General features: G+C 42.8%; 23 protein-coding genes and 1 tRNA gene. 11 read left to right on the top strand and 13 right to left on the bottom strand.

The annotated features are described in order from the left end of the window. Positions 1 to 98 precede the first annotated feature (98 nt). Complete coding sequence (gene torT, locus VEJY3_RS19110) at positions 99 to 1,103, top strand: TMAO reductase system periplasmic protein TorT (RefSeq protein ID WP_014234064.1); 1,005 nt, start codon at positions 99 to 101, stop codon at positions 1,101 to 1,103. A 71-nt stretch (positions 1,104 to 1,174) separates the two neighbouring features. Then, a complete protein-coding gene (locus VEJY3_RS19105) occupies positions 1,175 to 1,630 on the top strand; it encodes a methylglyoxal synthase (protein ID WP_014234063.1) in 456 nt (151 codons plus the stop codon). Positions 1,631 to 1,707: 77 nt separating this feature from the next. Here VEJY3_RS19105 and helD read toward each other — a convergent pair whose 3' ends face one another. Then, positions 1,708 to 3,777 (bottom strand): DNA helicase IV, encoded by a 2,070-nt coding sequence (gene helD, locus VEJY3_RS19100; protein WP_014234062.1) that lies wholly within the window; start codon positions 3,775 to 3,777, stop codon positions 1,708 to 1,710. Between the two features lie 388 nt (positions 3,778 to 4,165). Between helD and yccS the strand changes: the two genes are divergently transcribed. The 4 genes from yccS to cueR all read left to right on the top strand — a co-directional run bounded on the left by yccS (position 4,166) and on the right by cueR (position 8,615). Then, positions 4,166 to 6,319: a YccS family putative transporter gene (gene yccS, locus VEJY3_RS19095; RefSeq protein ID WP_014234061.1), complete on the top strand. Its 2,154-nt coding sequence runs from the start codon at positions 4,166 to 4,168 to the stop codon at positions 6,317 to 6,319. Between the two features lie 347 nt (positions 6,320 to 6,666). Further along, positions 6,667 to 6,828, top strand: coding sequence for a hypothetical protein (locus VEJY3_RS25870; RefSeq protein ID WP_014234060.1), 162 nt, complete (start codon positions 6,667 to 6,669; stop codon positions 6,826 to 6,828). A gap of 836 nt (positions 6,829 to 7,664) precedes the next feature. Next, a complete protein-coding gene (locus VEJY3_RS19090; protein ID WP_014234059.1) occupies positions 7,665 to 7,916 on the top strand; it encodes a YgjV family protein in 252 nt (83 codons plus the stop codon). Positions 7,917 to 8,228: 312 nt separating this feature from the next. Further along, a complete protein-coding gene (gene cueR / locus VEJY3_RS19085; protein ID WP_014234058.1) occupies positions 8,229 to 8,615 on the top strand; it encodes a Cu(I)-responsive transcriptional regulator in 387 nt (128 codons plus the stop codon). Between the two features lie 513 nt (positions 8,616 to 9,128). Here the strand turns inward: cueR and VEJY3_RS19080 are convergent. The 6 genes from VEJY3_RS19080 to rbsD form a co-directional block, all read right to left on the bottom strand. Continuing rightward, positions 9,129 to 10,136 carry a substrate-binding domain-containing protein gene (locus VEJY3_RS19080; protein ID WP_014234057.1) on the bottom strand — a complete coding sequence of 336 codons (1,008 nt, stop codon included), beginning with the start codon at positions 10,134 to 10,136 and terminating at the stop codon, positions 9,129 to 9,131. A 16-nt stretch (positions 10,137 to 10,152) separates the two neighbouring features. Next, on the bottom strand, positions 10,153 to 11,073 hold the full coding sequence (rbsK, locus tag VEJY3_RS19075) for a ribokinase (RefSeq protein WP_014234056.1): 921 nt from the start codon (positions 11,071 to 11,073) through the stop codon (positions 10,153 to 10,155). A gap of 189 nt (positions 11,074 to 11,262) precedes the next feature. Beyond that, positions 11,263 to 12,141, bottom strand: a complete 879-nt coding sequence (gene rbsB, locus VEJY3_RS19070; RefSeq protein ID WP_014234055.1) for a ribose ABC transporter substrate-binding protein RbsB — start codon at positions 12,139 to 12,141, stop codon at positions 11,263 to 11,265. Between the two features lie 79 nt (positions 12,142 to 12,220). Next, entirely contained in the window at positions 12,221 to 13,204 is a 984-nt protein-coding gene (gene rbsC / locus VEJY3_RS19065) for a ribose ABC transporter permease (RefSeq protein ID WP_014234054.1), read from the bottom strand. Beyond that, on the bottom strand, positions 13,201 to 14,706 hold the full coding sequence (gene rbsA, locus VEJY3_RS19060; RefSeq protein WP_014234053.1) for a ribose ABC transporter ATP-binding protein RbsA: 1,506 nt from the start codon (positions 14,704 to 14,706) through the stop codon (positions 13,201 to 13,203). The genes rbsC and rbsA overlap by 4 nt, the downstream gene beginning before the upstream one ends. A gap of 23 nt (positions 14,707 to 14,729) precedes the next feature. Next, entirely contained in the window at positions 14,730 to 15,149 is a 420-nt protein-coding gene (gene rbsD, locus VEJY3_RS19055; RefSeq protein WP_014234052.1) for a D-ribose pyranase, read from the bottom strand. Between the two features lie 476 nt (positions 15,150 to 15,625). Between rbsD and VEJY3_RS19050 the strand changes: the two genes are divergently transcribed. After that, on the top strand, positions 15,626 to 17,998 hold the full coding sequence (locus tag VEJY3_RS19050) for an EAL domain-containing protein (RefSeq protein WP_014234051.1): 2,373 nt from the start codon (positions 15,626 to 15,628) through the stop codon (positions 17,996 to 17,998). Between the two features lie 453 nt (positions 17,999 to 18,451). Here VEJY3_RS19050 and VEJY3_RS19045 read toward each other — a convergent pair whose 3' ends face one another. Then, the gene (locus VEJY3_RS19045; RefSeq protein WP_014234050.1) at positions 18,452 to 18,853 is read right to left on the bottom strand and encodes an NUDIX hydrolase; all 402 of its coding nucleotides are present in this window, start codon (positions 18,851 to 18,853) and stop codon (positions 18,452 to 18,454) included. 460 nt (positions 18,854 to 19,313) lie between these two features. On the opposite strand from VEJY3_RS19045, the gene VEJY3_RS19040 reads away from it, so the two are divergent. The 3 genes from VEJY3_RS19040 (at position 19,314) to VEJY3_RS19035 (ending at position 21,191) form a co-directional block, all read left to right on the top strand. Beyond that, a complete protein-coding gene (locus VEJY3_RS19040; RefSeq protein ID WP_014234049.1) occupies positions 19,314 to 19,961 on the top strand; it encodes a murein L,D-transpeptidase catalytic domain family protein in 648 nt (215 codons plus the stop codon). A 337-nt stretch (positions 19,962 to 20,298) separates the two neighbouring features. Beyond that, positions 20,299 to 20,847, top strand: a complete 549-nt coding sequence (locus tag VEJY3_RS25040; RefSeq protein WP_237708199.1) for a hypothetical protein — start codon at positions 20,299 to 20,301, stop codon at positions 20,845 to 20,847. 20 nt (positions 20,848 to 20,867) lie between these two features. After that, the gene (locus VEJY3_RS19035; protein WP_014234047.1) at positions 20,868 to 21,191 is read left to right on the top strand and encodes a hypothetical protein; all 324 of its coding nucleotides are present in this window, start codon (positions 20,868 to 20,870) and stop codon (positions 21,189 to 21,191) included. A 70-nt stretch (positions 21,192 to 21,261) separates the two neighbouring features. Here VEJY3_RS19035 and VEJY3_RS19030 read toward each other — a convergent pair whose 3' ends face one another. Beyond that, entirely contained in the window at positions 21,262 to 21,780 is a 519-nt protein-coding gene (locus tag VEJY3_RS19030; protein ID WP_014234046.1) for a DUF4136 domain-containing protein, read from the bottom strand. A gap of 403 nt (positions 21,781 to 22,183) precedes the next feature. Here VEJY3_RS19030 and VEJY3_RS19025 point away from each other — a divergent pair. Further along, a tRNA-Gly gene (locus VEJY3_RS19025) sits at positions 22,184 to 22,258 on the top strand. 262 nt (positions 22,259 to 22,520) lie between these two features. Here the strand turns inward: VEJY3_RS19025 and VEJY3_RS19020 are convergent. The 4 genes from VEJY3_RS19020 to VEJY3_RS19005 form a co-directional block, all read right to left on the bottom strand. Next, complete coding sequence (locus VEJY3_RS19020) at positions 22,521 to 23,057, bottom strand: flavodoxin (RefSeq protein WP_014234045.1); 537 nt, start codon at positions 23,055 to 23,057, stop codon at positions 22,521 to 22,523. Between the two features lie 136 nt (positions 23,058 to 23,193). Next, positions 23,194 to 23,457: an RnfH family protein gene (locus VEJY3_RS19015; RefSeq protein WP_014234044.1), complete on the bottom strand. Its 264-nt coding sequence runs from the start codon at positions 23,455 to 23,457 to the stop codon at positions 23,194 to 23,196. Positions 23,458 to 23,459: 2 nt separating this feature from the next. After that, positions 23,460 to 24,140 carry an electron transport complex subunit E gene (locus VEJY3_RS19010; RefSeq protein ID WP_014234043.1) on the bottom strand — a complete coding sequence of 227 codons (681 nt, stop codon included), beginning with the start codon at positions 24,138 to 24,140 and terminating at the stop codon, positions 23,460 to 23,462. Continuing rightward, a complete protein-coding gene (locus tag VEJY3_RS19005) occupies positions 24,133 to 24,741 on the bottom strand; it encodes an RnfABCDGE type electron transport complex subunit G (protein ID WP_014234042.1) in 609 nt (202 codons plus the stop codon). Before VEJY3_RS19005 ends, VEJY3_RS19010 begins: the two co-directional genes overlap by 8 nt.

Here is a 24,741-nt window from a genome sequence, read left to right as displayed (position 1 = left end):
TCACAGTGATATTGCTAAAATAAATATCCTGAGGATATTTGGGTATAATACGTTATATTTTGCATTGTTCACTCAATCTAAGCCAACGAACTTCATCCATGGTTATTAATCAAAGCTTGCTTCGCTCAATTATCAAACACTTCGTCCTCGCCGGAGCATTGTTCGCATCCCTACCGTCGCTAGCAGAAGAAAAAATTTGTGCCATTTACCCACATCTAAAAGATTCGTATTGGTTGTCTGTCAATTACGGCATGGTTTCTGAAGCAGAAAAACAAGGCGTTCACCTTCGCGTATTAGAAGCCGGTGGATATCCGGTTAAACACCGTCAGGAACAGCAACTCAAGCTGTGTCATCAATGGGGTGCCGACGCCATCATTTTGGGTACGGTCGACCCTCATGCCTATGAACACAACTTAACCAATTTAGTGGGTGACACCCCCGTATTCGCAACAGTCAACCAGCTCATTCTAGATAAAAAACAGAGTCCTCTGCTAAAAGGTGAAGTCGGAGTGGATTGGTATTGGATGGGACATGAAGCAGGAAAGTATTTAGCCGAACGTCATCCCAAAGGTTCTGGCAATACCAATATCGCTTTGTTGCTTGGCCCGCGCACTCGCGGTGGAACAAAACCGGTAGCGACGGGCTTTTACGACGCCATAAAAGACAGCGATATCCACGTTGTTACTACTCTGTGGGCGGATAACGACAAAGAGTTACAGCGTAACCTAGTGCAACGCGTCATTGACCAAGGCAATATTGACTACATTGTTGGAAGCGCAGTGGCCATTGAGGCAGCGATCAGTGAGCTGCGCAGTGCCGATAAAGCGAGTGAGATTGGCTTGGTTTCCGTCTATTTAAGTCACGGCGTTTATCGTGGCTTACTGCGTAATAAGGTACTCTTTGCAGCAACGGATAAAATGGTTGAGCAAGGTCGACTATCCCTCATTCAGGCAACACGCTACTTGAGAGACTTACCTTATGAAAAACATGCGTCACCGAGCATCATACCACTGACACCAACAACGCTTGACGAAGATACAATTCAGGAATCGTTATCCCCATCCGAATATAGGCCAACATTCAGCGTCAAGCCTATTGATTGATCGATTAAAAAAGTGTTTCATTAACCAATACACCAAAAATAACTTTATCATTTTGAATCGGAAATAACTTGATGCAAAAAACAACTCGTACCATGCCTGCACACAAGCACGTGGCTTTAGTTGCGCACGATAACTGCAAACCTGAACTGCTTCGCTGGGTACAAGAAAACAAAGAACAACTTCAACGCCACTTCCTGTATGCGACAGGGACAACAGGGCATATGTTAAGTAAAGAAACAGGCTTAGCGATTAAAAATATGATCAGCGGCCCTATGGGTGGTGACCAACAGATTGGTGCTTTGATTTCGGAAGGTAAAATCGACGTACTGGTGTTTTTCTGGGATCCATTGAATGCCGTACCACATGATCCAGATGTAAAAGCGCTTCTTCGTATTGCCAGCGTTTGGAATATTCCAGTTGCGACCAACCGTGCAACTGCAAAATTCATTTTCAACTCTCCGCTTATCGAACAAGAAGTCGATATCGAAGTGCCAGACTATGAAGCCTATCTGAGCGAGCGCACATAATCTGTGCCCGATATTTTAGATAAAACAAAGGCGATACCGAGTATCGCCTTTGTTATTTCAAACGGCGTCTATTTTATTTAGCGCGAAGTAATGATTGGGTAGTCCCCTGCAACCAGCTCCTGAATGAACGCAGAACCTGCGCCTGTATGGGTAATCCAGACTTTTTCTTTCGCTCGGGTAATCGCAACATAGAATAATCGGCGCTCTTCGGCATGCGGAAACTTATCGTTAGATTCCGTCAAGGCACCATCAATATGGACTTGCTTTTTCTTCGCTGGGAATTGCCCTTCATCTACCGACAGGATAATCACGAAGTCCGCTTCACGCCCTTTACTCGCGTGACATGTCATAAAGCGAATATCAAGGTTCGGGAACCGTCTCAACCAGTCATCATATAGATCTGGTTTATGATAATGATTACGTCCAAGCAGCAACACCGACTTAGTTTGCTTCGCCTGTTGGTTTAACTGGTCGAGGATTTTCTCCACTTGGTTACTTGGCGCGGTGTGGACACTTTTTTGCTTACGTTGTTTGTGGCTATTTAGAGTCTTAGGTAACTGTGCCGGGTTTTGCTGTACAAACGCATTTGCCACGTTACCAATCTGATTGTTAAAACGATAAGTTGTGTCAAGATGATGAACCGTCGAATACGCAAATCTGTCTTTAAAGCCAGTAATCAGATCAACATCAGCTCCGGCAAACTGATAAATGGATTGCCAGTCATCCCCTACTGCAAATAATGTTGCACCGGCTTGTTTCTCACTGGATTCGCACAGCGCTTCTATTAACGCTAAACGATCAGGAGAGATATCTTGATACTCATCGACCATAACAAAGCGCCACGGAGCGACAAACTTACCTTTTTTTACATACTCAGTCGCTCGACTGATCATCGTTGGGAAATCAACCTGATTTGTCTCTTTGAGCATTTTTTGCCAGGCAGTAAAACATGGCCAACACAGCGCGAGCTCACTATTTAATCGAGTATACTCTTGATGATCGACCAGTTTTTCTTGAACCTGCTTTTTGGTTAATCCGACCGCCGCCAGATGTGACAGCTGTGAGTCCAACCACGCAATCAGTTTAGGGTTCTCAGAATGGCTACCCAGCTCGTCATCCCCTTTCAAATAGGCTATAGGCCACTTGTCCAAATGCTTTTGCCAGCGCTTGAAGTTTGTTGGCGTCATCCAATGCTTTTTAAGCCAATCAATACACCACGCCGTACGTTGGTTATCGTCCAACGCTAATGGGCTGATCTCCACGGACTGTGGTTCGACTTGATTCAGTATGAACAACCCTAATTGATGGAAGGTGTTTACACGAGTGCCCTCTGCCGCCATACCTACTTTTTCAACTAAGCGCTCTTTCATCTCTGTTGCGGCATCACGCCCGAAAGCAAGCATTAGCAGTTCTTCAGATTGTGCCTGATGGCTTTGAAGTAAATAAGCGACACGTGCGGTAAGGACGCTAGTTTTACCAGAACCGGCACCTGCGAGCACAAGATTGTGATCATCGTTGAGCAGTACGGCATATTGCTGAGACAGGTTCAATGGTGAAGACTCAATACGGCTGAACAGCACCTCCCAGTTTGGACGTTCACTCTCCAACCACTCTCGATTTCGCTCTTCTAACGTCTCAGAAGTATCAACAAGCCAAGGTTCAATTTCTGCCATGCGGTTCGGCATGCGTAATTTTGCTTCTTCCAAAGTCGTTTTAATTTCCACGAGATCTTGGTTTAAACGCTCAACCCAGGACGTAACCTGGGAGTGTGAAAGATAAGCAGGCAGGTGTTTTAACTTATAGAGCTCCTCTTCCCATACAGGAAGGTATTCGGCTAACTTTTTACACTGATTGTTGTGCCAGTCCTGATACTGGCGCACCGCATCAAGCGCGAATTTTCTGCATTGTGGCCATGGTAACCCCTGCACCAGCCAGCTTCGCTGCTTCCCATCTTGTTCGTGAGAAAAGAATTGTAGCGAGCTCCAAAGCAAACCACGCTTGACGTTAACTTTGCCATTCCACACGGTAAACGGAATATGCTCTTCACTGCCTATGGAACTTAATAAAACACTGTTCTCTTTTATTTCGACATGATAATACTCATTTTGAATAAAAAACTGTGCTTTGCTGGTGGCAGTAAGCTGCATGAAATGTGCGCCTTTTCGAGTGATAAGTTTTCGATTTATATCATTTTAGAACATCAAATTGTAGCAATGCGACGCACTGAAATAAGCATCTGGTTTACATTCTTAAATAAATTTCACATTACTGCTGATTTTGTGAACATTACTAACACTAATCAACCTAAAAACATCATGCTTACGTAAAGAAATTATCAACTCAGGAAGCCTTAAAGATTAAGCGTTTAACTAGTCACGCTAATATCGAGGCTCTTTCTGGTCATTTCATAAGCAAGCTATCTTTTTTCTTAAATTAAATCATAAAAACGCTATAGTGGAGTTGGTATGATATCCAAACAACCTCGGGATATACGGGTATAACTGTCCGTTTTTTATCGGAAATCTAAGGCGCAACGTGCAAGCAACTTCTAAATTTCGCCTCTATTGGGCTAACAAAACCGTTAACTACAGTATTCTTATACTGATAACTTTATTAGGTGTTGTCATACCTGCCTGGTATTTCGGTCAAAATACATTGATTACGCCGCTAATATTGGGAATTATCGCCGCAGCGCTGGCGGAAAGTGACGACAGTTTTACCGGACGAATAAAAGCGCTAATCTTAACGTTCATCTGTTTTGCTGTTGCCGCGTTTTCAATTGAAATTCTGTTCAACACTCCGTTGTTATTTGCCATCGGACTATTTATCTCTACGTTCGGGTTCATCATGCTTGGTGCAATCGGCCCTAAGTACGCCAGTATTGCGTTTGGATCCTTGCTTATCGCCATCTATACCATGCTTGGCGCCCATGAAAGCCCAAATCTATGGTTCCAACCACTGCTACTGTTAACTGGTGCGGCATGGTATTACTTCATGTCGATGATATGGCAGATTTTTTGGCCGCTGCAGCCCGTACAACAGAACCTGGCGAACGTTTTTTTCCAAATGGCGAACTACCTGGACGCTAAGGCAAAGCTTTTCCATCCGGTGATTAACCTTGAACCGCAGCCTATGCGGATTGAAGCTGCACGCCTCAACGCAGCGACAGTGACGGCTCTCAATGCTTGTAAAGCCACGCTGCTTAACCGCTCGAAACGCGGTCATATCGATGGTCCAAGTGACCGATTTTTAAATATCTATTTTATCGCCCAAGACATTCACGAGCGCGTGAGTTCCAGTCATTATCGTTATCAAGATCTGGCAACTGAGTTTGAACGTTCGGATGTCCTATTTCGTTTTAAGTACCTGCTGGAATCTCAAGCGCGAGCGTGCCGGGATATAGCTCAGGCGATTCAACTTGGTAACGAGTACACTCACACCAATGAATCCATTCTCGCTTTAGCTGAGGTTCAAAACTCCCTTAACTATCTCGAAGAACAAAAGCAGAGTCACTGGAAACGACTATTAGGTCAGCTTACTTACCTGTTCAATAACTTAGCTACTGTTGAAAAACAGCTGAGTAATATCAACAACCCTGATGCAGAAAGACTTGAAGAAGATATGCTGGACGACACCAATCCACATACTTTAAAAGCCATGTGGCAACGGATTTCAGCGAACCTCCATCGAGACTCCCTACTGTTTCGCCATGCATTACGTATGTCGATTGCATTAACGCTTGGTTATGGAATTATTCAGGCGTTTGATTTTGACCGCGGATATTGGATTCTTTTAACGACCTTGTTTGTATGTCAGCCTAACTACAGTGCAACGCGCCAGAAGCTTACAGCCCGAGTAATTGGGACGTTGGCAGGCTTATTAGTTGGCGTGATGCTGCTCACCGCTTTTCCTTCGCAAGAAAGCCAATTGGTGTTCGTTGTCGTCTCCGGTGTGATGTTTTTCGCCTTTAGAATGAACAATTATGGTTATGCAACTGGCTTTATCACCCTGCTCGTATTGTTCCTGTTCAACCAGCTAGGCGAAGGCTACGCAGTTGTACTGCCTCGACTGGCCGATACAATTATTGGTTGTATGCTTGCGGTAGGGGCGGTCATGTTTATTCTTCCTGACTGGCAGTCCCGACGACTTCATAAAGTCATGTCAGATGCGATTGATGCAAACAAGCAATACCTTGGACAGATCATTGGTCAATACCGAGTCGGTAAAAAAGACAGCTTAAGTTATCGTATCGCACGTCGTCAGGCACATAATAGTGACGCAACGCTCACCTCCGCTATCAGTACCATGCTTGCTGAGCCAGGGAAATACAGAACCGCAGTTGATGAAAGTTTCCGTTTTCTCACTCTCAATCACGCTATGCTGAACTATATCTCTGCATTGGGTGCACATCGTACACGTATCGACGATAACTCCATTCATAAATTAGTGTTAGACGCCCACCGTTGTATTCATCAGCATTTGGATGTTCTTCATCAGCAGCTTCACCAGCACTGTGAAACATGTGATCTCTCGGATATTGAAGACGCAGGTCTGGAACAACGTTTAAATGAATGGCGGGACGAAGATGACAGCTCGGCTCGAATGGTATTGCAACAACTCCACCTTATTTATCGCATGTTGCCGGAGTTACATTCACTGGCAAGTAAATTCGCTGTTCGCGTGAACTGATTGTATTCGCGACTCACTGATCTGCTCTTTAACTCGGGAAGCTTGTTAGCTTCCCTTTTTTATCGAATAAATACATCAATCAAAGCGAGCGTTCTTGAACTTAACATGCGCTCAAGCCATGCAGGTAACCATTCCTACATATTTACGCACCTTCCTACAAACCAGTTTTATCACCTTACAATTTCGTCACATTTTGACTCTTCACTTGACACACCCTGACAATATTCGGACAAAAATAATGCGATTGAGCTCTAATCTAGCCTTGTGTGAATAAGTTTGTTGTATGGCCATGGAGGCCCTAAAAATAGGTAATGAAGGATAAACCTGTGTACAACGAGGAATGTGATATGAACAAACAGCAATTTAACGAGCTTAAACAAAAATTGAGTGATTTAACGGACAGTCAGCTTAAGTCTCTTCAGGGTGAAATTAGCAAGACCCTAGACAAAAAACGTTCTCCACTGCTTTCTTCGGAAGAGCGTGAGATGATTTCACAACTGTTTTCTTAATCTTGTTTCCTCGATATCGCTGATCACGAATTCAATTCGCGTAGTGTTCTGCCATACTTACCCTCGTTGTAGCACGTACAAAGTAACGCTTTTTAATACTTAGAGCAGCAGAGCAGAGTCCTAACCTGCACCTCCGTTAACTCCCCCTCTCCAAATGAATACTCGTTAAGCCTCACTGATTTATTGTCGTATCAAACTCACTTTGTCACCAAATACCGTATTGAAGCTTTAGCTTTCAGGGCAACCCTTTAGACATGCTTGCTTCAGGTGAAAACAAAACTTCCCGATGCAACCAGTAGTGGCAAAAAGCCAAATATAACGCTGTAGAAACTCGTACGCTTAGACAGTTTTATCAGCAAAGGGGATGAGTAAAACGTAACCATAAGATAGGGAATAATATAAATCGGTTGCAGAAACAATGCACAAATCAGATGCGACAGAATATGCAACTCAGCACTCCAAGAACTTGGGTGTGTTCTACGGATTAATGCAAAAGAAAGAATAAGGCTAATAGCAAGGTTCAACATAACAGTACAAATGTAAATAATTATCATTTTCTATTTTAGTGAACCATTCAAGCATCTTCAAATACGTTTTAACTATTGATCTCATCAGCACAATCAAACAAATGAATAATGCTATCAATAATTTTCTTATTAAACGTTTGCGTAATCGCTAACCTTCACTTTCCCCAATTTTGAGGCTTTTATCACGTTATGTACGTTGTTATAGTACGCCCAACATAAAGACCATTCGAGGCACGGAGCTTCCTCAATAATCTCAAGAAGAGAAGAATTGGTACCGACATATTCGGCAGATTTAAAGAGGGTCAAAAAATGGAAATGAATATGGTTGAAATTCTAGGTTATGCGGCTTCTATCATGGTTGCTATCTCGCTTACTATGAAAGACATCGTTAAACTTCGTATCCTTAACTTTATCGGTTGTGGTCTATTTACCGCTTACGGCCTTATGATTGATTCATGGCCAGTTGTACTAACTAACGGCTTTATTGCATGTGTTAACGTGTACTTCCTAGCTAAAATGCATCAGGAAAAAAGCAACTTAGAGCCTGAAAAAGCTCAATAGACACCGATGTCTTAAAAATACAGTATTTAAAAAGCCCGCTAACCTCTGTTAGCGGGCTTTTTTGCGTTTTATCATTTCATCCATTGAAGCTCTATGGTCTCTCGACGTGAGAACACACCGACATGAGAAGCATATAGATCATCAAAAACGTTATCTATACCAAAGGAGACAGGCAGGCCATCTTTCGAAAAGCTTTAAATAACTCATTAATTTACCGGAACTTACCCCAAAGACCTCACTCTAACTCCTGCATATTGAATCTATTTGGGTATATAATCGCGTTAAGCGCTATCTTGAATGAAGAGGTGAATTATGAATATTGGTGCTGTAGCCAAACTGACCGGCCTTTCCTCTAAGTCTATCCGTCTGTATGAGGATAAAGGGATTATTTCACCACCGGCTCGCAGTGATTCTGGATATCGAGAGTATTCTGACAACCACATCCAAGAGCTCAACCTGGTTTCACGCGCAAAACATGCAGGATTCTCACTGCAAGAGTGCAAAGAGTTTGTTCAACTCGCGCACAACCCAAATCGAAAAAGCAGTGAAGTTAAAGCTCGCACGATGGATAAATTAAAAGAAGTGGAAGAGAAAATAGCGCACCTGCTAGAGATGAAGCAACAGCTAGAAAGCTGGGTATCTTCCTGCCCTGGTGATGCTAAAAGTCGTTGTCCTATCATTGACGAACTGACCAAATAAGTTCATTTTCCCAAATAAACTAAAAGGAGGACACGAGCCCTCCTTTAATAATTCAAACTAGTCGTGCACTTAAGCTACGATTTTGAAATTGGGTATCTTTTCTTAAACGCCGATGCGGATGCAAACAGTCCGGTCGCTGCAAAAGTAACAAAAATCCCTAGCAAGTATGATAGTTCCTCGTGCGCCAGAAGACCGTAACTACTAAACAAAAAGACAAAAAAGACGAGTGCTACACTAATACGATGACACCATGGTCGTTTTACAGAATACTGAGCGTATTTTTGAACTAGAGCAAAACCCATCCAATTACCCCATTAATTACAATATTATTATTTATAGGCGGTAATAATAGATATTTTATCAACTTATGAAAATGTACGTATTCATTTTCTGGCAAAAAGTCACATTTATTGTAAAAATTGTCAGTTAACGGATAAAATTAAACCATAAATTTTAAAAATTGATATCTATCAAAGATATAAAAAACGAACTCATACAGTTAGAGAAATGGAGCTAACAAAGCATTTTTACGCTCTTGCGCTCGACTAACGCAGGCTCTAATTGGACAACTTCTGCTTCCGCTGATTTGTCGTTTAGCCGTCTGACCAAGGTTTCAACCGCGGCCTGCCCCAATCGATACTTAGGCTGGTGAATGGTTGTCAGTGATGGAGACATGAATTTGGCGATATGTATATCATCGTAACCAATGAGAGAAAGATCCTCTGGCACGTTGATACCAAGCTCGTTAGCCGCGTTGATCACCCCCATCGCCATCATGTCGTTAGAGACGAAGATAGCAGTCGGTAGCGTTCCCCTTTCAGACATCTTTTTCAGAGCCTGATAGCCACCTTCACATTCAAAATCCGATTCGATGATCCAGTTGGGATTAAACGTCAAGCCTGCTTCAAGCATGGCACGTTTGTAACCTTCATATCGCATTTGGGCCTGATGCTTGATCAGAGGGCCAGTGATACAGCCGACCTGCTTATGACCACAATCTATCAGGTGCTTCACTGCAAGATATCCGCCACGCAGCGAGTTATCTTGAATCTTATCGCTGGTAAAAAGCATTGGTCCCCAGTCCATAACCACAACCGGGATATCAGGGTATCGCTCGAACACATCAATACGCTCCCCTTCCAATGAATCACACATCAGAATCAAACCATCAACACGCTTTTGAAGCAGCGTACTAATGGATTGACGCATACGTTCGTTATCCCCTTCGGTGTTACATAGGATAAGGCTATAACCTTTTTGGTAACAACTGCGTTCGACACCCTTTACGACTTCACCGAAGAACGGGTTGGTAGAGGTTGTTACCAACATACCAATAGTTTGAGTTCGATTGACCTTAAGGCTGCGCGCTAACGCTGATGGAGCATAATAATTGAGTTCTTTTGCGGCGTTATTAACTCGCTCTGAGATCTCTTCACTAACAAAGCGAGTTTTGTTAATAACATGGCTCACCGTAGAAGTGGATACCCCTGCCAGTTTCGCGATGTCTTTCATCGTTGCCATGTTATAAATTCCTTACTTATTGGTTTTCAGCTAAGAATGCGTCCACCTCTTCACGAGTTGGGATAGACGTCTGTGCACCAAAGCGCGTAACTGAAATGGCTGCCGCTGCGTGTGCAAACTTAATTGCTGATTCTAAAGACAAACCTTCCAATAAACCAGTGACGAATGCCCCATTAAACGTGTCGCCTGCTGCCGTGGTATCGGTAGCGTCAACGCGGAAACCAGGGATAATCTCGCCACGACCATTCTGACTTAACCAAACGCCTTTCGCTCCTAGGGTAATCATCACGATTTCAATGCCTTTACTATGCAGGATGTTGGCCGCTTCCTGAGCACTATCGTTATCCGTCACTGTCACGCCAGTCAGGACTTCTGCTTCGGTTTCGTTTGGAGTGATGACATCGATACACGCTAATAATTCGTCCGATAATTCACGCGCAGGTGCTGGGTTAAGAATCACGTTCGTTTTTGCATATTTTGCTACACGCGCCGCTTTCTCGATGGCACATATCGGTGTCTCAAGTTGCATCAACAAGTATTCAGCGCGGCGTATGCGCTCCAGATCTGGCTCAATAGCCTCAGCGGTCAGCTTAGCGTTCGCTTCTGCCGAAATACAAATACTGTTCTCACCACTATCTGCTACCTGAATCATCGCAATACCAGTTGGACAGTTTGGCTGCATCTTCACCGCACTAATGTCGATGCCATCCATCTTAAAATTCTCGCGAATATTGATCCCGAATGAATCATCACCAACACAAGCAATAAAACCAATATCAGAATTCAGACGTGCTGCGGCAACGGCTTGATTTGCTCCTTTACCGCCAGGAATAACTTGGTAGTTGCGACCATGAAGCGTCTCGCCTGGGCGAGGAAAAGAAGGCACTTGAAGAACATGGTCAGCGTTTACACTACCTAACACTACTAACTTATTCATACGGTTATCCTCGGTTCTGAATGAACCCTTTTTGAAAAACTGTTTTCTGAAAAATACATTAGATGACTTTAACTTCTCGTCTGAGCCGTAATAAAAAGTCAAAGGCATCTATTCTTGCCCTCTCCGCCTAACGACAGATAAAACGGAGGAGAGAGCAAAGAAACTAGGATTATTTATCCAAAGCCGTAATTATTTGGTTACCACTTTTAGAGGAACCGGGATGTAAGCTTCGACTTTTTCGCCTTTAAGAACTTTGTCTGCTGTTTCTACACCCAACGCACCGATAAGGTCTGGTTGCTGTGCGATGGTTGCGGCAAGCTTGCCACGGTTAACAGCAGCGATGCCGTCTTCAGTACCGTCAAAGCCTACGATAACCACATCTTTGCCTGATGCCTGTACCGCACGTAGTGCACCAAGTGCCATCTCATCGTTTTGTGCAAACACGGCTTGTACATCTGGATTCGCAGCCAATAGGTTTTCCATAACGTTCAAACCTTTAGTACGATCGAAATCAGCAGGCTGGCTTGCAAGAAGTTCCATGTTGCTGCCTTTTACTGACGTCATGAAACCTTCGCCGCGCTCACGTGCCGCTGATGTACCCGCAATACCTTCTAGCTGGATGACTTTCGCTTTCTCGCCAACCTTCTCCATAATGTATTTGCCAGCCATTTCACCGCCAATCACGTTATCTGAAGCAATGTGGCTAACCACGTCACCACGGCTTGCGCCACGGTCAAGTGTCAATACTGGTACATTAGAGCGGTTTGCCATGCGAATCGCATTAGATACTGCATCTGAATCTGTAGGGTTAATCAGAATCGCTTTAACGCCTCGGATAGTCAGGTCTTCGATGTTTGATAGTTCTTTACTCGGATCATTTTGCGAATCAAGAACAATCAGATCGTATCCCAGCTCTTTCGCTTTCGCTTCAGCACCGTCTTTCATCGTTACGAAGAACGGGTTGTTCAGAGTTGAAACCACAATCGCCATCGTATCTTGAGCTTGTGCAGCCACAGATACGGTTGAGGAAAGAAGTGCAGCAGAGATAAGAGTTGCGAGTTTTTTCATCGTTATAGTCCTTTGTGTAGGGTGAGCCAGCACACGTCGACTGGCTCAGTGTTATTCACATCGTTTGGATTGTTATGAATTACTTATTTTTGTTGTCTACCAGTACTGCTAGCAAGATAACCACTGCTTTTGCAATCATTTGGTAGTAGGAGGAAACATCAAGCAGGTTCAGTGCGTTATTCAAGAAACCGATGATAAGCGCACCAATTAGTGTACCCATAATGCGGCCTTTACCACCCATCAGACTGGTACCACCCAGAACGACTGCTGCAATCGCATCTAGCTCGTAACCCATACCTGCTGTAGGTTGTGCAGAAGAAAGACGAGATGTCACGATGATGCCAGCAAGCGCCGCTAACATACCGCAGATAGCGTAAACACCCATCTTCACTCGGTCAACATTGATACCTGACAAGCGAGTAGCAGATTCATTACCACCAAGTGCGTAAACGTAACGACCAAAGCGAGTGTGGTTAAGTAGGTACCACGCGGCAGCAAACACAATTACCATCAGCCATACAGGAACCGGAATACCCAGCGCATAACCCGTACCGAACCATGCAAATGCATCAGCGGTATCGGTAAAACCAGTAGAAATTGGTCGACCGTCTGTGTAAACCATTGTTACACCGCGTAATAAAGTCATGGTAACCAGTGTTGCGATGAAGGCTTGAACCTTACCCTTAGCGATAATGATACCGCTGATTGCACCAAGCGCAGCACCAGCAAAAAGAGCGGTAGGCACGGCAACCAGCACGGGAACTTCCATTGCAATCAGGCTTGCAGCAAATGCTCCACATAACGCCAGCACAGAGCCTACACTTAAATCGATACCTGCGGTCAGGATAACAAGTGTCATACCTACAGCGATGATCGCATTCACCGAGGTTTGACGAAGAATGTTAAGAATGTTGTCTACCGTGAAGAAATTCGGGTTCAGGAATGATACGACAACAATCAAAAATATAAGTGCAATCAGTGATTTTTGTTCAATCAGCCATTCTTTGGTGAACAGCTTTTTGCTGCTAGCTTCGTTCGGTTTGCTCATGGTATTGGTACTCATGCTGCTTCCTCATTAATCTTTTTGCCTACGGCACAGGCGAGTAATTTTTCTTGGTCGGCGTCTTTCGCATCGAATTCGCCACTAATACGACCTTCATGCATGACAAGAATGCGGTCACTCATGCCCAGCACTTCTGGCATCTCAGAAGAAACCAAGATGATGCTCATGCCGTCGGCTTTGAATTTATTGATTAGCTGATAAATCTCTTTCTTGGCGCCAACATCAACGCCGCGTGTTGGTTCATCCAGAATCAGAACTTTAGGTTTGGTCATCAATCCTTTCGCGATTGCCACCTTCTGTTGATTACCACCAGAGAGGTTGCCAATAATTTGGTCACGCGTCGGTGTTTTGATATTGAACAGTTTGATGAAGTCTTCTACTGCAACCACTTCTTCACCGTGTTGGATTTGGACACCTTTGGTCAACTTATCCAGAGCACACAAAGACATGTTTTCTTTGACTGACAAACCGAGTACCAAACCATCGCCTTTACGGTCTTCAGAGATGTAGGCAATACCATTTGCCAGACCATCTTGCGGACTAACTGGGTTAATGGTTTTGCTGTCTAGGTTGATAACACCACGTTCACTCGGTAAAGCACCGTAAATCACCTTCATCAATTCAGTACGACCCGCGCCCATCAACCCTGAAATACCAAGGATTTCACCACGCTTAAGCGTGAAACTAACATCGTGAACACCGGAGCCGGTTAAACCGATCACTTCAAGACACGTCTCACCATGTTTTACATCAATGCGTGGGTATTGTTCTTCAAGCTTTCGGCCTACCATCATTTCGATAAGACCGTCTTCATCAGTATCCGAAACCTGACACTCACCAATGAACTTACCATCACGAAGTACGGTAATGTCGTCACAAATTTCGAAGATCTCTTTCAAACGGTGTGAAATGTAAACAATGCCGCAACCTGCATCACGAAGCTCATTGATCACTTTAAATAGCGATTCGGTTTCCGTATCCGTCAGTGCGTCGGTTGGCTCATCCATGATGATGACTTTCGATTCAAAAGAGATCGCTTTGGCAATTTCGACCATCTGCTGTTCGCCGAGGCTTAAATCGCCAAGCAGAGTTTTAGAGCTGTGTTTTACGTTCAAACGCTTCAAAAGCCTGTCAGCTTCATCGTACATTTTGCTCCACTGAATACGTCCCATCGCACCAGTAAATTCACGCCCTAGATAAATGTTTTCCGCAATGGTCAACTCAGGGATTAAATTCAACTCTTGGTGAATAATGCTGATACCTGCTTCTTGAGAATCTCTTGGACCTTTAAATGCAGCGGGCTGACCCTGGTACTGAATGCTACCTGAGTCCATGTGGTAAATGCCGGTTAGCACTTTCATCAAGGTTGACTTACCTGCTCCATTTTCACCCATAAGCGCCATTACCCGCCCTGGATACACATGAAGGCTCGCCTTATCTAGCGCCTTTACGCCCGGAAACGCTTTTTCAATCTCACTCAGTTGTAGAATGGCTTGAGTCATAATCTGTCCTCACATTCCCTGGCTTAAAAAACCACGCCAGCTTGGAAGATAACGTTCGCATACGGTGTACATTCACCCGTGCGAATCACTGCTCTGCTTTGTTCAGTGCGAGCTTTAAACGCTTCGTGCGATACATAACTAATTTCAATAGTCTTGCCTGTGCGCTTGCTTTCTTGGCTTAACTCTTCGACTAATGCGTTATGCAGGTCTGGGTTAACGTCACAAAACTCTTCGGCAAGGATAGCGCCTTCAATCTGTGATTCAGACAAAATCACTCGAACGGTATCAATAAAGCTTGGTACCCCGTGAGTGAGCGCTAAGTCGATTCGTTGCACATGCTCAGGAATTGGCAAGCCAGCATCACAAATGGTGATTTCATCGGTATGACCCAACGTTGCCACCAAGTAAGAAATATCTGAGTTTATAAGGGTACTTTTTTTCATCTCATAGACCTTTCGGTTACACGTTCATAAAACGATAAGCGTCTGCATTAGGATGTTTTGGTTATTTACAGAAAACTCATCGAAACGTTTCGATGCAATAATAGTTCGCAGGAAAAATTTGAAAAGGGAGCGATTTATAAGGTGTGAGAATGATCTGCAATTGAAGCTTCAACATACATAAAAAGACAACTTTCATCACAACTCTGATATCGAAACGTTTCGATATCAGAGCAATTTCACTTAATTGCATATCTTTAAAAGAGTCAATTGTTGGCAACAAACACGTCTAATTACTGAGAAACAACCCAATTAGGCCAATGAAAAGGATATGCAGCTTCACAATTCTCAGAGAGCTGACAGATTTTCAAGCTCAGTAAACTCAAAATCTAGTTACACTTTGAGAACTTACGTCATCCGTTAACTACCGAATCGGTATGCAACGTTTGTAAGGACACAAACGGAACTGAAGAAAAAGAATGAAATTAAGCAGCAGGGTAATTTTGCTTGTAACGCCAGTGATCTTGTTAAGTGCGGTGGTATCGAGTTACATAATCTATAGCATTCAAAAAGTCACACTCATCAAGCGAGAAGATAGCTATATTCAATTGCAAATGGAGAAACTTGCGGGGCAATTCCGACAAGCGAATGTTTTCCTTCATAGCTACGCTTATACTTTGGGTAAAAGTGACGTTCTACAAGATTATTTAATTAATCACGATAACCCTTACCGTGAGCGAGTTTTGTTTAATCGCTTGGATGAAACAGCGGATGTATTAAGCCATGGCTATCATGGTGATACCAACATGGCTATCCTCAATGGTAAACAAAAACTCCTCTACTACACAGAAAATCAATTTTTTGAATCTTCCGGGTCGATTGATCCTAAAGTAACGGAGTACATTTCAGACAACTTTGCAAAACACGGCGATTATAGCCGTACAGGTTTTATTTATAATTCCAGTGGCCAAAGTATCCTACTTCAATACGATTTGATCGATAAACGCACGGGAGAACACCCGTTAAGTTTCGATCCCAGCAATGCATTTTTTGTTATTGTGACCGTCTCTCTGGAAGCCTTTAGTGATATTAAACACGATATCGAGTTTGACACCCATAGCGTCATTACCTTTTCTGATAAGCCGATTTATCTCGACATTCCTCTTGCTCAAACGATAGAACTGCTGCCGCATTTTTTTGCCATCCTCTCTCCAGCAGAATATCTGATGTGGAATAAAGTCGACAAAGTGTGGCTCGAGCTGGCACTTTCATTTGGGATTGCCGCGTTTTGTACCATTACATTGATCGTCCTGGTTCTATATCGAAATGTATTACGTCCTGTTTCTCGACTCGACAGGCAACTTAAGGAGCTCGAAGCAAATAAGCGAGATAACATTGAGAAGTTAGAGACTAACGACGAGATAGGCAGGCTTTCATCACGCTTCTTCGATATGTATGAAGAGCTAAGTATCATCTACAAGAAAACGAAACGTCTCGCAGAAACAGACCAATTAACGCAACTTGCTAACCGTCATCGATTCAATCAACTGGTTACTCAAGAGCTCGCCTCTCCTTCTGATTATTTATGGGTCATTTATGTTGATCTGGATAACTTCAAATATGTAAATGACAAATATGGCCATGAGTTGGGGGATTCGTTATTAAAAGTGTTTTCAACCCATATCAAGAATGTGTGTCAAAAGTTCTCTCATCAATATAACAGCCCTTGTTTTGGTGCGCGCCTTTCCGGAGACGAGTTCGCCATTCTACTTAGCTCTAACGAATACGTAGAAAATCTCCCCGATTTACTCGCGACAGAACTGCTAAAACCTATCAATACACTGAGCCACTCTTGGCCAAATACCTTCCCTGTCACCGCCAGTGTTGGCGTGGCACGTTTCCCAGAGGACGGGGCAGACATTACAAAACTTCTTTCTAATGCCGATGCCGCAATGTACCAAGCTAAGCGCGCGGGTAAAAACCAATACGCCTATTACTCTGCCGACTTGAATATAGAAGCACAAAGACGAAGCCAAATTGAACGAGCGTTAAGAAAAACCGATGTAGAAAAAGAATTCCGATTAGTTTTTCAACCCTACTTAAGCCGTTACGACAATGAAATTGAAGGCTTAGAAGTACTACTGCGTTGGGATGCGGAAGGTATCGGGCCAATACCTCCTGCTGAGTTTATCCCTATTGCTGAGCAAACGGGTCTATTCGATAAGGTCGACCGTTGGGTGTTCTCTACTGCAGCGGCCCAATACCATCAATTGAGAGAAATATTTGATAAAGACATTATTTTGTCAATCAACCTATCCTCTGCAGAGCTCAACTCCTTAGAAATGGCGGAGTACATCCACACATATACAACTAAGTACGACGTTGATCCTAAGTTTATTGAACTCGAAATCACGGAGACTTTTGCCTCTGACCAACGAGGGACCGCACTATTAGACGAGCTTTCTAACCTTGGCTATCGACTGGCAATTGATGACTTTGGGTCAGGGTATACATCCCTGACCCAGCTTGTTCAGTTCCCGGTGCAAAAAATTAAGTTTGACCGCGAGTTTCTACTCACACTGATGAGAACCAATAATGGGCATGTAATCAAGCCGATTATAGACTTGTGCCACGCCCAGAATAAAACCGTCACCGCCGAGGGAATTGAGCATGACGTGATGCGCCAATGGCTATCTGAATACCAATGCGATTTTATGCAAGGCTATCTTTTTGGTAAGCCAATGAGTATCGAGGAATTGGAAATATGGTTGGAATCATCCAACCACATGATCTTCAATCGACAGAATCATACTCAGGCCTTTGCTGGCGGGCTTTCCAAACTAGCCAAATAAGACACTGTAGAATTAGCTCTGTTTCGTATCTAGGGCTTTAGTAACGCGGTTTTTTGACGAAATGGTGGGCATAAAAAATTCACAGGCAAACCTTGTCGCTATAGTTGGCTGCCCCCAGGCACCGCATATATCTTTATTGTTTGCCTTTTCTCTCGTAAATTGCCGACACTGTCCACATTTATTAATCACTTTATCTTCCTACTAGCAAATATCAATGTATTGACGAATATTACTAATCCCCTAACTGAAGTTACCTTCCGACAGAAAAACTGCACAAGAGAATTAGCTCATAAAAGTCTAGATGGAAAGTAGCACAAGATAAAAAGCGACAGTTTGATATTTCACAACGTTTGTATTCAAAACTAAATTTTGAATACAAACGTTTCTGATATAACTCACTTCCCATGAGTTTATTTGAAAATAAACATTTAACTAAATCTAATTTATTTAATTTTACATTGAACTTAATGTATCTTTTAGTCGTCTAAACTCTTTCAACGCAATAGTATCAACCTCTGTTCCTACAGGAGGATTATTCGGCGTATACCAATCAACAGATTCCGCTTCATAACATTCTAAATTACCTTCCCACTCACTAACGATATAGTAATGTATTAGCTGTAATTCAATTGTGGGATGATAAAGAGAACATAGATATACATATGATTGAGGTGTCACATTCAGCTCTTCTTTGAGTTCTCTAAATAATGTCTGCTTCTGGTCCTCACCTGGGTCCATATGCCCGCCTGGAATAGCAATAGTTCCAGGATCAGTTTCTTTGTCTTTGGCTCGTGTTTCCAACAATACTTTAGAGTCTTTTACTAATATAAAGGAAACACATTCATGCACTCTCATTTGAACCTCATACCTGTCATCATTTATTCCAATCTATACTGTGCAAGTGTTTGCATTCAAGATTAAACTCATGTTTTGTTACGACTCGGATCACAGAGTGAGATTTTTATTAGCGTTAGATTATTAAAAATAAACGCATTGAAATTTCAGGGATTTTTTAAAATGCGCAATAATTATACATTGTTTTTAATCTGAAGAATTTCATAAACGTCACTACTCACCATTTTATTAGTTAGCAATTTAAGTTATTATTAAATCTGAAGTTTATCTTGATGAAAGAAAAACTTTTTAATATCAAAAAGTTAGCATTAAAAGCTAAACATTAATAACATCCCAATGAGTAAGTGCTTAATGTATAACGCTTAATATTGGGAAAGAATATAATTGATGTGCATGTAGTATTACTGAACGCATGAAGCATTCGGCAAATTTGTAACACCTAGAGTTTTATTTGATCAAAATGAAAAAATCATTTTTATTGTTGATATGGACGTTTTTCTCTGTTTCTCCTTTTGCTTTCGCCAAAGATTCGGACGGCAAAGCTCAAGTAGAGAATCAGATTTCTCAACAACAAGTTAGAAAAACATATAAAGACGCTAAACTAGAAGGCGTTATCGACTTTAAGCTATTTAACGATGCCTATTTAGCTTACAAGAAAACCAAAAAGCGAAAGAAGCCATTACTTACAATCATCGACTACAGCAAACCTTCAACGGATAAGCGATTTTATGTCGTTGATTTAAACAAGAAGCAGCTGATCTACAACACGTATGTTTCTCATGGTGTAAATAGTGGAAAGAAGACCGCGACGAAGTTTTCCAATATCGTGAATTCACGTAAAACTTCTTTGGGTACGTTTTTAACTGATACCACCTATTACGGATCCAATGGCTATTCCCTTCGTTTAGATGGCCTGACTTCTGGACTGAACGACAAGGCTCGTGAACGCTACATCGTCGTACACGGTGCTAAATATGCGAATCCTTCTTTTATTAAAAAGAACGGGTATTTAGGACGCAGCTGGGGTTGTCCGGCTCTGCCAGAGAATCTGTCTCGAGAAATCATCGACACAATTAAAGGCGGCAGTGTCATCTACGCAAGCGCATAATAAACGAAAGGGAGCAGTAGCTCCCTTTTATCTTTCTAGTCAGTACACTCTTCCCTGTTTCAATACTGACGCCATTCCTTCAACGTCCTCCCTTAAGATTGTATCGATACTAATCCATTGTTCTGACTAGTCGTCGCTGTGATTGTATTTTGAAACAATTCAAGTTTAAAATTCCGCTTAAGCAGTGAGAAAAGCCTGTTCATCTATCTTTCCTATCGTTACTATACGAAATCATTCAGATACTGATTAATCATCAAAGCCCCGAGACAAGATGCTCGCCGGTGATGAATAAGTATGTAAAATCGGCAACAAATCTTTGATGTATTAGGGTTAATTTTTGCGTTATCTAATTTGTACGTTTTGGCTAATAGCTCTGTCTCTGATCCCAGATTTTATGCCGTCTGCCTATGCGCATGAATATAACAATCACCAAACGAACAATACGTCCGATCATTTATCAAAGTGGGCTCAACAATCACTTTTAACGCCAGACTTTGCTTTCCCCCAATGGCCTTTAGAAAATAATTCGCCTTCGGTTGCCCATAAGTACTCACAGCATCATAAACGAGACATATTGGCTCTGGTTTCATGCCGTCGTACTTCTCTGCATGATGATGTACAAAGTTTACGCTTCGAACCCGACTATCAGTTGCTCATCGCTTTTTTATCGCCTCCATTGCTTTCTCTCGCTTGGGTGACAACCCCATTACCTAGAGATAGCTACGGTAAACTTAAAAACCAACGCTCGCTTTATCATCTCCTCGGAACAAGGGAAGCAAATTTACTTTATGTGTTTAAACATGGCCGTGAATACTTGACGAAAGAAAAACAGAGAAATCAAGAAAACGTGTCAACAAGTGACATGGGTACATTTATATTTACCTGAATCCATTCGAGGCCCAAATTATGACCAGGTTCGCAATTCCAACTATCTTAACTTTATTACTCACTGCATTCTCTAATGTCGTTTACGCCGACGTAAATCTTGAACAAATGAGCAACGAAGCCCTTTTGGAATGCGCCAATGTTTCGAACGTACAGAATGCCGTACCAGAGCATAGAGCCTCTTTTAGAAACTATTTAATGTCCGTAAGACATTTTAGTTTTAGCACGCTTTCTTCTGCAGAACTGGAGTTTAAAGCAGCAAACAAAAACACAACAGATGTGTTAAAAGTGTATCAGAGCAAGTGTCGTGACCTAGGCGAGCAGCTCTATAGCATCGGGTACTAATTGAAGTTATCGTCCCAAAACAAAAAGGCGCATTCTCTGCGCCTTTTTCGATATGAACATTTAAATCTCGCTACTTAGCGCCGTAAGGAAAGTGTTCAAACATCTTCGCAATTTCTTCTGCAATTAGCTCTTCCCTTTTCTCACTGTCCATTGACGTCGTTAATTTACGGCTAGATATCCCTTTCCAAACAACTTGGTTTGCCTTCATATCAACTAATTCGATAACCAAATTACCGTATTTACGCTCTCTATATCGCTCTGGACTGGAAGTAATCACGCCAAATCGATTCCATCCGTAACCAAAACTGATGTTCGACCCAGAAGAAACAAACTCTGTGTTCTCAACAATGTCATGATGGACATAGATATCACCATCACTCGAAACTTGTGACAGTCCATTAGTTCCTAATTGAGAGGCAATACTTTGTTCAATACGCCTCGCATCGATGCTTGCGGGCGCACCATTCTGATCTCCAAAATCGAACGTTCTATACGATGAAAAGTCAGCCTGTTTGTCGACATCCGTTGTTACCGTAGTGCATGCGACCATAAACAGCCCCAATGCGCCTAACAAGAACCCTTTCCACATAGATATTCTCCTCTGATTTATCGACAGTATCAGCGTCGCCTTCTTTGTTGTCATTTGTACGGCTGAAAACAAAAATGAATCATTATGCTACGACAAGATGTCCAACTCAGTACATTTCCAAATTCGTAAGCCATCTCTCTTTTACTGAATCACGCACTTTAAAATAATTAGATAGACATTATTGAGTCTTAACTAAGAACGCCAAGTGTTCAATATCTGAGGTCTTGTTTCACAAAGTCGTAGCCAATTGGGTGCTGATTTTCTCAAGAGAATTACCCACCAGCACTCGAATTGAGTACCTTAGCATCATCTTGAGTGATTTTTACGCAATCGACAAACAATTGAAGAGAAAAGACTTTTCTTTTCGAATTAATGTGGCATATTAGATGAGTCCTTTCGATGCGCGGGCATCGTATAATGGCTATTACCTCAGCCTTCCAAGCTGATGATGCGGGTTCGATTCCCGCTGCCCGCTCCAAGCGTTCTTGCTTAAGTTTTAAATCCTTTTGTTCACCATCCCCAACAAAGCAATTGATTTACTGTCAGTAACGTCATCATGACAATCTAGCTTTAATCACATTATCCAAAACCGATACGCTCTATAGAACAAAATTGCATAAAAAAAGCCACTCTCACGACAAGAATGGCGTTGTGCCTATGACAGTTAAGTTCGGCAAAATAACAAAAAACCACAAGCTATCAGTTAATTACTGATATTGGGTTAATAGCTTTATTTTTATTCATAGCTCCATTTCAGCTTTAATCTGCTCAACCCAACCTGCAATACGCTGCTCAGTCAGACTTGATTGATTATCTTTGTCGATCACTAACCCGACAAAGTCATCGCCGTCAACCGCATTAGAGGCCGTAAACTCGTACCCTTCTGTGGGCCAAAACCCAACCATCTCTGCACCGCAGTTGGCGACATGATCATATAGCTCACCAAGTGCATCCACAAATTCGTTGCTGTAACCAACCTGATCGCCCAATCCATATAGCGCAACTTTTTTTCCCGATAGATCCATGTCCGAGAAGTTGGGTAGAAACTCTTCCCAGCTCTCTTCTTGGCAATCTGCTGATAGTCCTGGAAGTTGTCCCTCTCCTAACGTTGGCGTACCGAGAATCAGATAGTCATAACTGACAAATTCATCGGCGTCGACGCGATTAATGTTTTTCGGTTTATCCGCAACCTCGTCACCAAGTTGTTTTTGGATCAATTTGGCCATTTTGCGAGTGCTGCCCATATCAGTACCAAAGAAAATTCCCACTTTGCTCATAATTAGCTCCTTGCTTAAATTTTTGTCATGGCAGGTATATCCTGCAAAATATCTACCACACATTTAGTTAAATATTTTCAATAAGTTAAAAACTTCCTTTCAAACAATGTCTGACCTAATGTCGCAAAGGTGACAATTAATCGTCATCATCCTCATCTTCGTCGTCAGGCTGCCAAATTAACGGGCGGTATATTTCCACACGGTCACCTTCTTTTAGCTCACTATCCAACTTTGTGGATTTGCCAAAAATACCCACTTTTTGTTTGTCGAGATCGATAGCGGGAAACATATCTAAAATATTCGAAACCTGAATAGCGCTAAGTACGGTTGCGCTATGGTCAACATCGACCGACAACCATACCTGTTCATCCGGTAAGGCGTAGACCACACTTACTTTCATAGTTACCCCCTAGTGCTATGTGCTAACGCTGGCGTTGGGTTTGCCACCATGGATTCGTATTTCTGTTTTAACGCCAGAACCAAGCCCAAAACCAGAAAGCCTCCCGGCGGCAAAATAACCAACAACACCCCTTGGTAATCATCAATAATGACCATTTCCAGAAACGCAAAACGTTCGCCCAAAAGTAGATGCGCATTGCTAAACAGGGTTCCACTGCCAAGAATTTCTCGTATCGCGCCGAGCATAGTCAGTACCCAAGTGAAGCCTAACCCCATAAACAGACCATCCACTATAGAGGGCATGACTGCGCTTCTACTGGCAAACGATTCGACACGCCCGAGGATGGCGCAGTTTGTAACAATCAACGGTATAAATAGACCGAGAACTTTGTGCAGAGAATGGAGGTAGGCGTTCAGCAATGCATCGGTCAGCGTGACCAGTGTGGCGATGATGATAACATTCACCGGAATACGTACGGTTTTGCTGATGACACCTTTCGCCATCGAGTTAAGCGTATTTGCCGCAACCATCACGACCATAGTAGCCAGGCCAAGTCCAAGGCCGTTCGTCGCACTGCTGGTTACGGCGAGTAAAGGACAAAGCGCAAGGGACTGCTTGAGTACAATGTTATTGCCCCATAAACCTTGTGACATAATGCTTTTGTACTGGTTTGATTCACTCATTGTTCGCTCCTTGGTAAGATTCAAGCGCTAACAACGCCTGATGCACGCCTTTTACTACGGCTCTGGGTGTAATTGTTGCGCCGCTAAATTGGTCAAAATCACCCCCGTCCTTTATCACCGCCCACACACCTGTATTCTCTAAAGTGCGCTTGGCAAAACTGAGTATCCAACTGCTTTTTTCCGCTTCGATCTTGTCACCCAGTCCCGGCGTTTCACTGTGACTGATGATTCGAACGCCGATAATCTCCCCACTGATTTTTAAGCCGATAAGAAAGCGGATCGTGCCACTGTATCCCTCCTGCTCACCCCGGATCACCCAGTTAATCAGTTGCTGATTTTCATCTTCCACTCGATACAGTTCGAATGACTTACCTTCAAATTCGATTAGCTGGCGGTTCGAAAACACATCATTAGAATAAGGTTGTCCCGCCAGCACCTCCCTCAATAGCGCGTTCTGATCTTCTAAGATACGCTGAGAGATGATTGGCTTTGTCGCCCAATTCGTAACAAACAAAAGTAATGCGGCGAGCGCACATGCACTGGAAAGCAATATGATTTGATACGAAATGCGCTCTTTAAATGGCTGTAATCTGACTTCCAT

The sequence above is a fragment of the Vibrio sp. EJY3 genome (assembly GCF_000241385.1).
Classification (GTDB): Bacteria; Pseudomonadota; Gammaproteobacteria; order Enterobacterales; family Vibrionaceae; genus Vibrio; species Vibrio natriegens.
This window is presented reverse-complemented; position numbering and strand designations above follow the sequence as displayed.

Bases quoted from the DNA above. Each gene is read 5' to 3' on its own strand.
- torT (WP_014234064.1), top strand. From the start codon at position 99: ATGGTTATTAATCAAAGCTTGCTTCGCTCAATTATCAAACACTTCGTC.
- VEJY3_RS19105 (WP_014234063.1), top strand. From the start codon at position 1,175: ATGCAAAAAACAACTCGTACCATGCCTGCACACAAGCACGTGGCTTTA.
- helD (WP_014234062.1), bottom strand. From the start codon at position 3,777: ATGCAGCTTACTGCCACCAGCAAAGCACAGTTTTTTATTCAAAATGAG.
- VEJY3_RS25870 (WP_014234060.1), top strand. From the start codon at position 6,667: ATGAACAAACAGCAATTTAACGAGCTTAAACAAAAATTGAGTGATTTA.
- VEJY3_RS19090 (WP_014234059.1), top strand. From the start codon at position 7,665: ATGGAAATGAATATGGTTGAAATTCTAGGTTATGCGGCTTCTATCATG.
- cueR (WP_014234058.1), top strand. From the start codon at position 8,229: ATGAATATTGGTGCTGTAGCCAAACTGACCGGCCTTTCCTCTAAGTCT.
- VEJY3_RS19080 (WP_014234057.1), bottom strand. From the start codon at position 10,136: ATGGCAACGATGAAAGACATCGCGAAACTGGCAGGGGTATCCACTTCT.
- rbsK (WP_014234056.1), bottom strand. From the start codon at position 11,073: ATGAATAAGTTAGTAGTGTTAGGTAGTGTAAACGCTGACCATGTTCTT.
- rbsB (WP_014234055.1), bottom strand. From the start codon at position 12,141: ATGAAAAAACTCGCAACTCTTATCTCTGCTGCACTTCTTTCCTCAACC.
- rbsC (WP_014234054.1), bottom strand. From the start codon at position 13,204: ATGAGTACCAATACCATGAGCAAACCGAACGAAGCTAGCAGCAAAAAG.
- rbsA (WP_014234053.1), bottom strand. From the start codon at position 14,706: ATGACTCAAGCCATTCTACAACTGAGTGAGATTGAAAAAGCGTTTCCG.
- rbsD (WP_014234052.1), bottom strand. From the start codon at position 15,149: ATGAAAAAAAGTACCCTTATAAACTCAGATATTTCTTACTTGGTGGCA.
- VEJY3_RS19050 (WP_014234051.1), top strand. From the start codon at position 15,626: ATGAAATTAAGCAGCAGGGTAATTTTGCTTGTAACGCCAGTGATCTTG.
- VEJY3_RS19045 (WP_014234050.1), bottom strand. From the start codon at position 18,853: ATGAGAGTGCATGAATGTGTTTCCTTTATATTAGTAAAAGACTCTAAA.
- VEJY3_RS19040 (WP_014234049.1), top strand. From the start codon at position 19,314: ATGAAAAAATCATTTTTATTGTTGATATGGACGTTTTTCTCTGTTTCT.
- VEJY3_RS19035 (WP_014234047.1), top strand. From the start codon at position 20,868: ATGACCAGGTTCGCAATTCCAACTATCTTAACTTTATTACTCACTGCA.
- VEJY3_RS19030 (WP_014234046.1), bottom strand. From the start codon at position 21,780: ATGTGGAAAGGGTTCTTGTTAGGCGCATTGGGGCTGTTTATGGTCGCA.
- VEJY3_RS19020 (WP_014234045.1), bottom strand. From the start codon at position 23,057: ATGAGCAAAGTGGGAATTTTCTTTGGTACTGATATGGGCAGCACTCGC.
- VEJY3_RS19015 (WP_014234044.1), bottom strand. From the start codon at position 23,457: ATGAAAGTAAGTGTGGTCTACGCCTTACCGGATGAACAGGTATGGTTG.
- VEJY3_RS19010 (WP_014234043.1), bottom strand. From the start codon at position 24,140: ATGAGTGAATCAAACCAGTACAAAAGCATTATGTCACAAGGTTTATGG.
- VEJY3_RS19005 (WP_014234042.1), bottom strand. From the start codon at position 24,741: ATGGAAGTCAGATTACAGCCATTTAAAGAGCGCATTTCGTATCAAATC.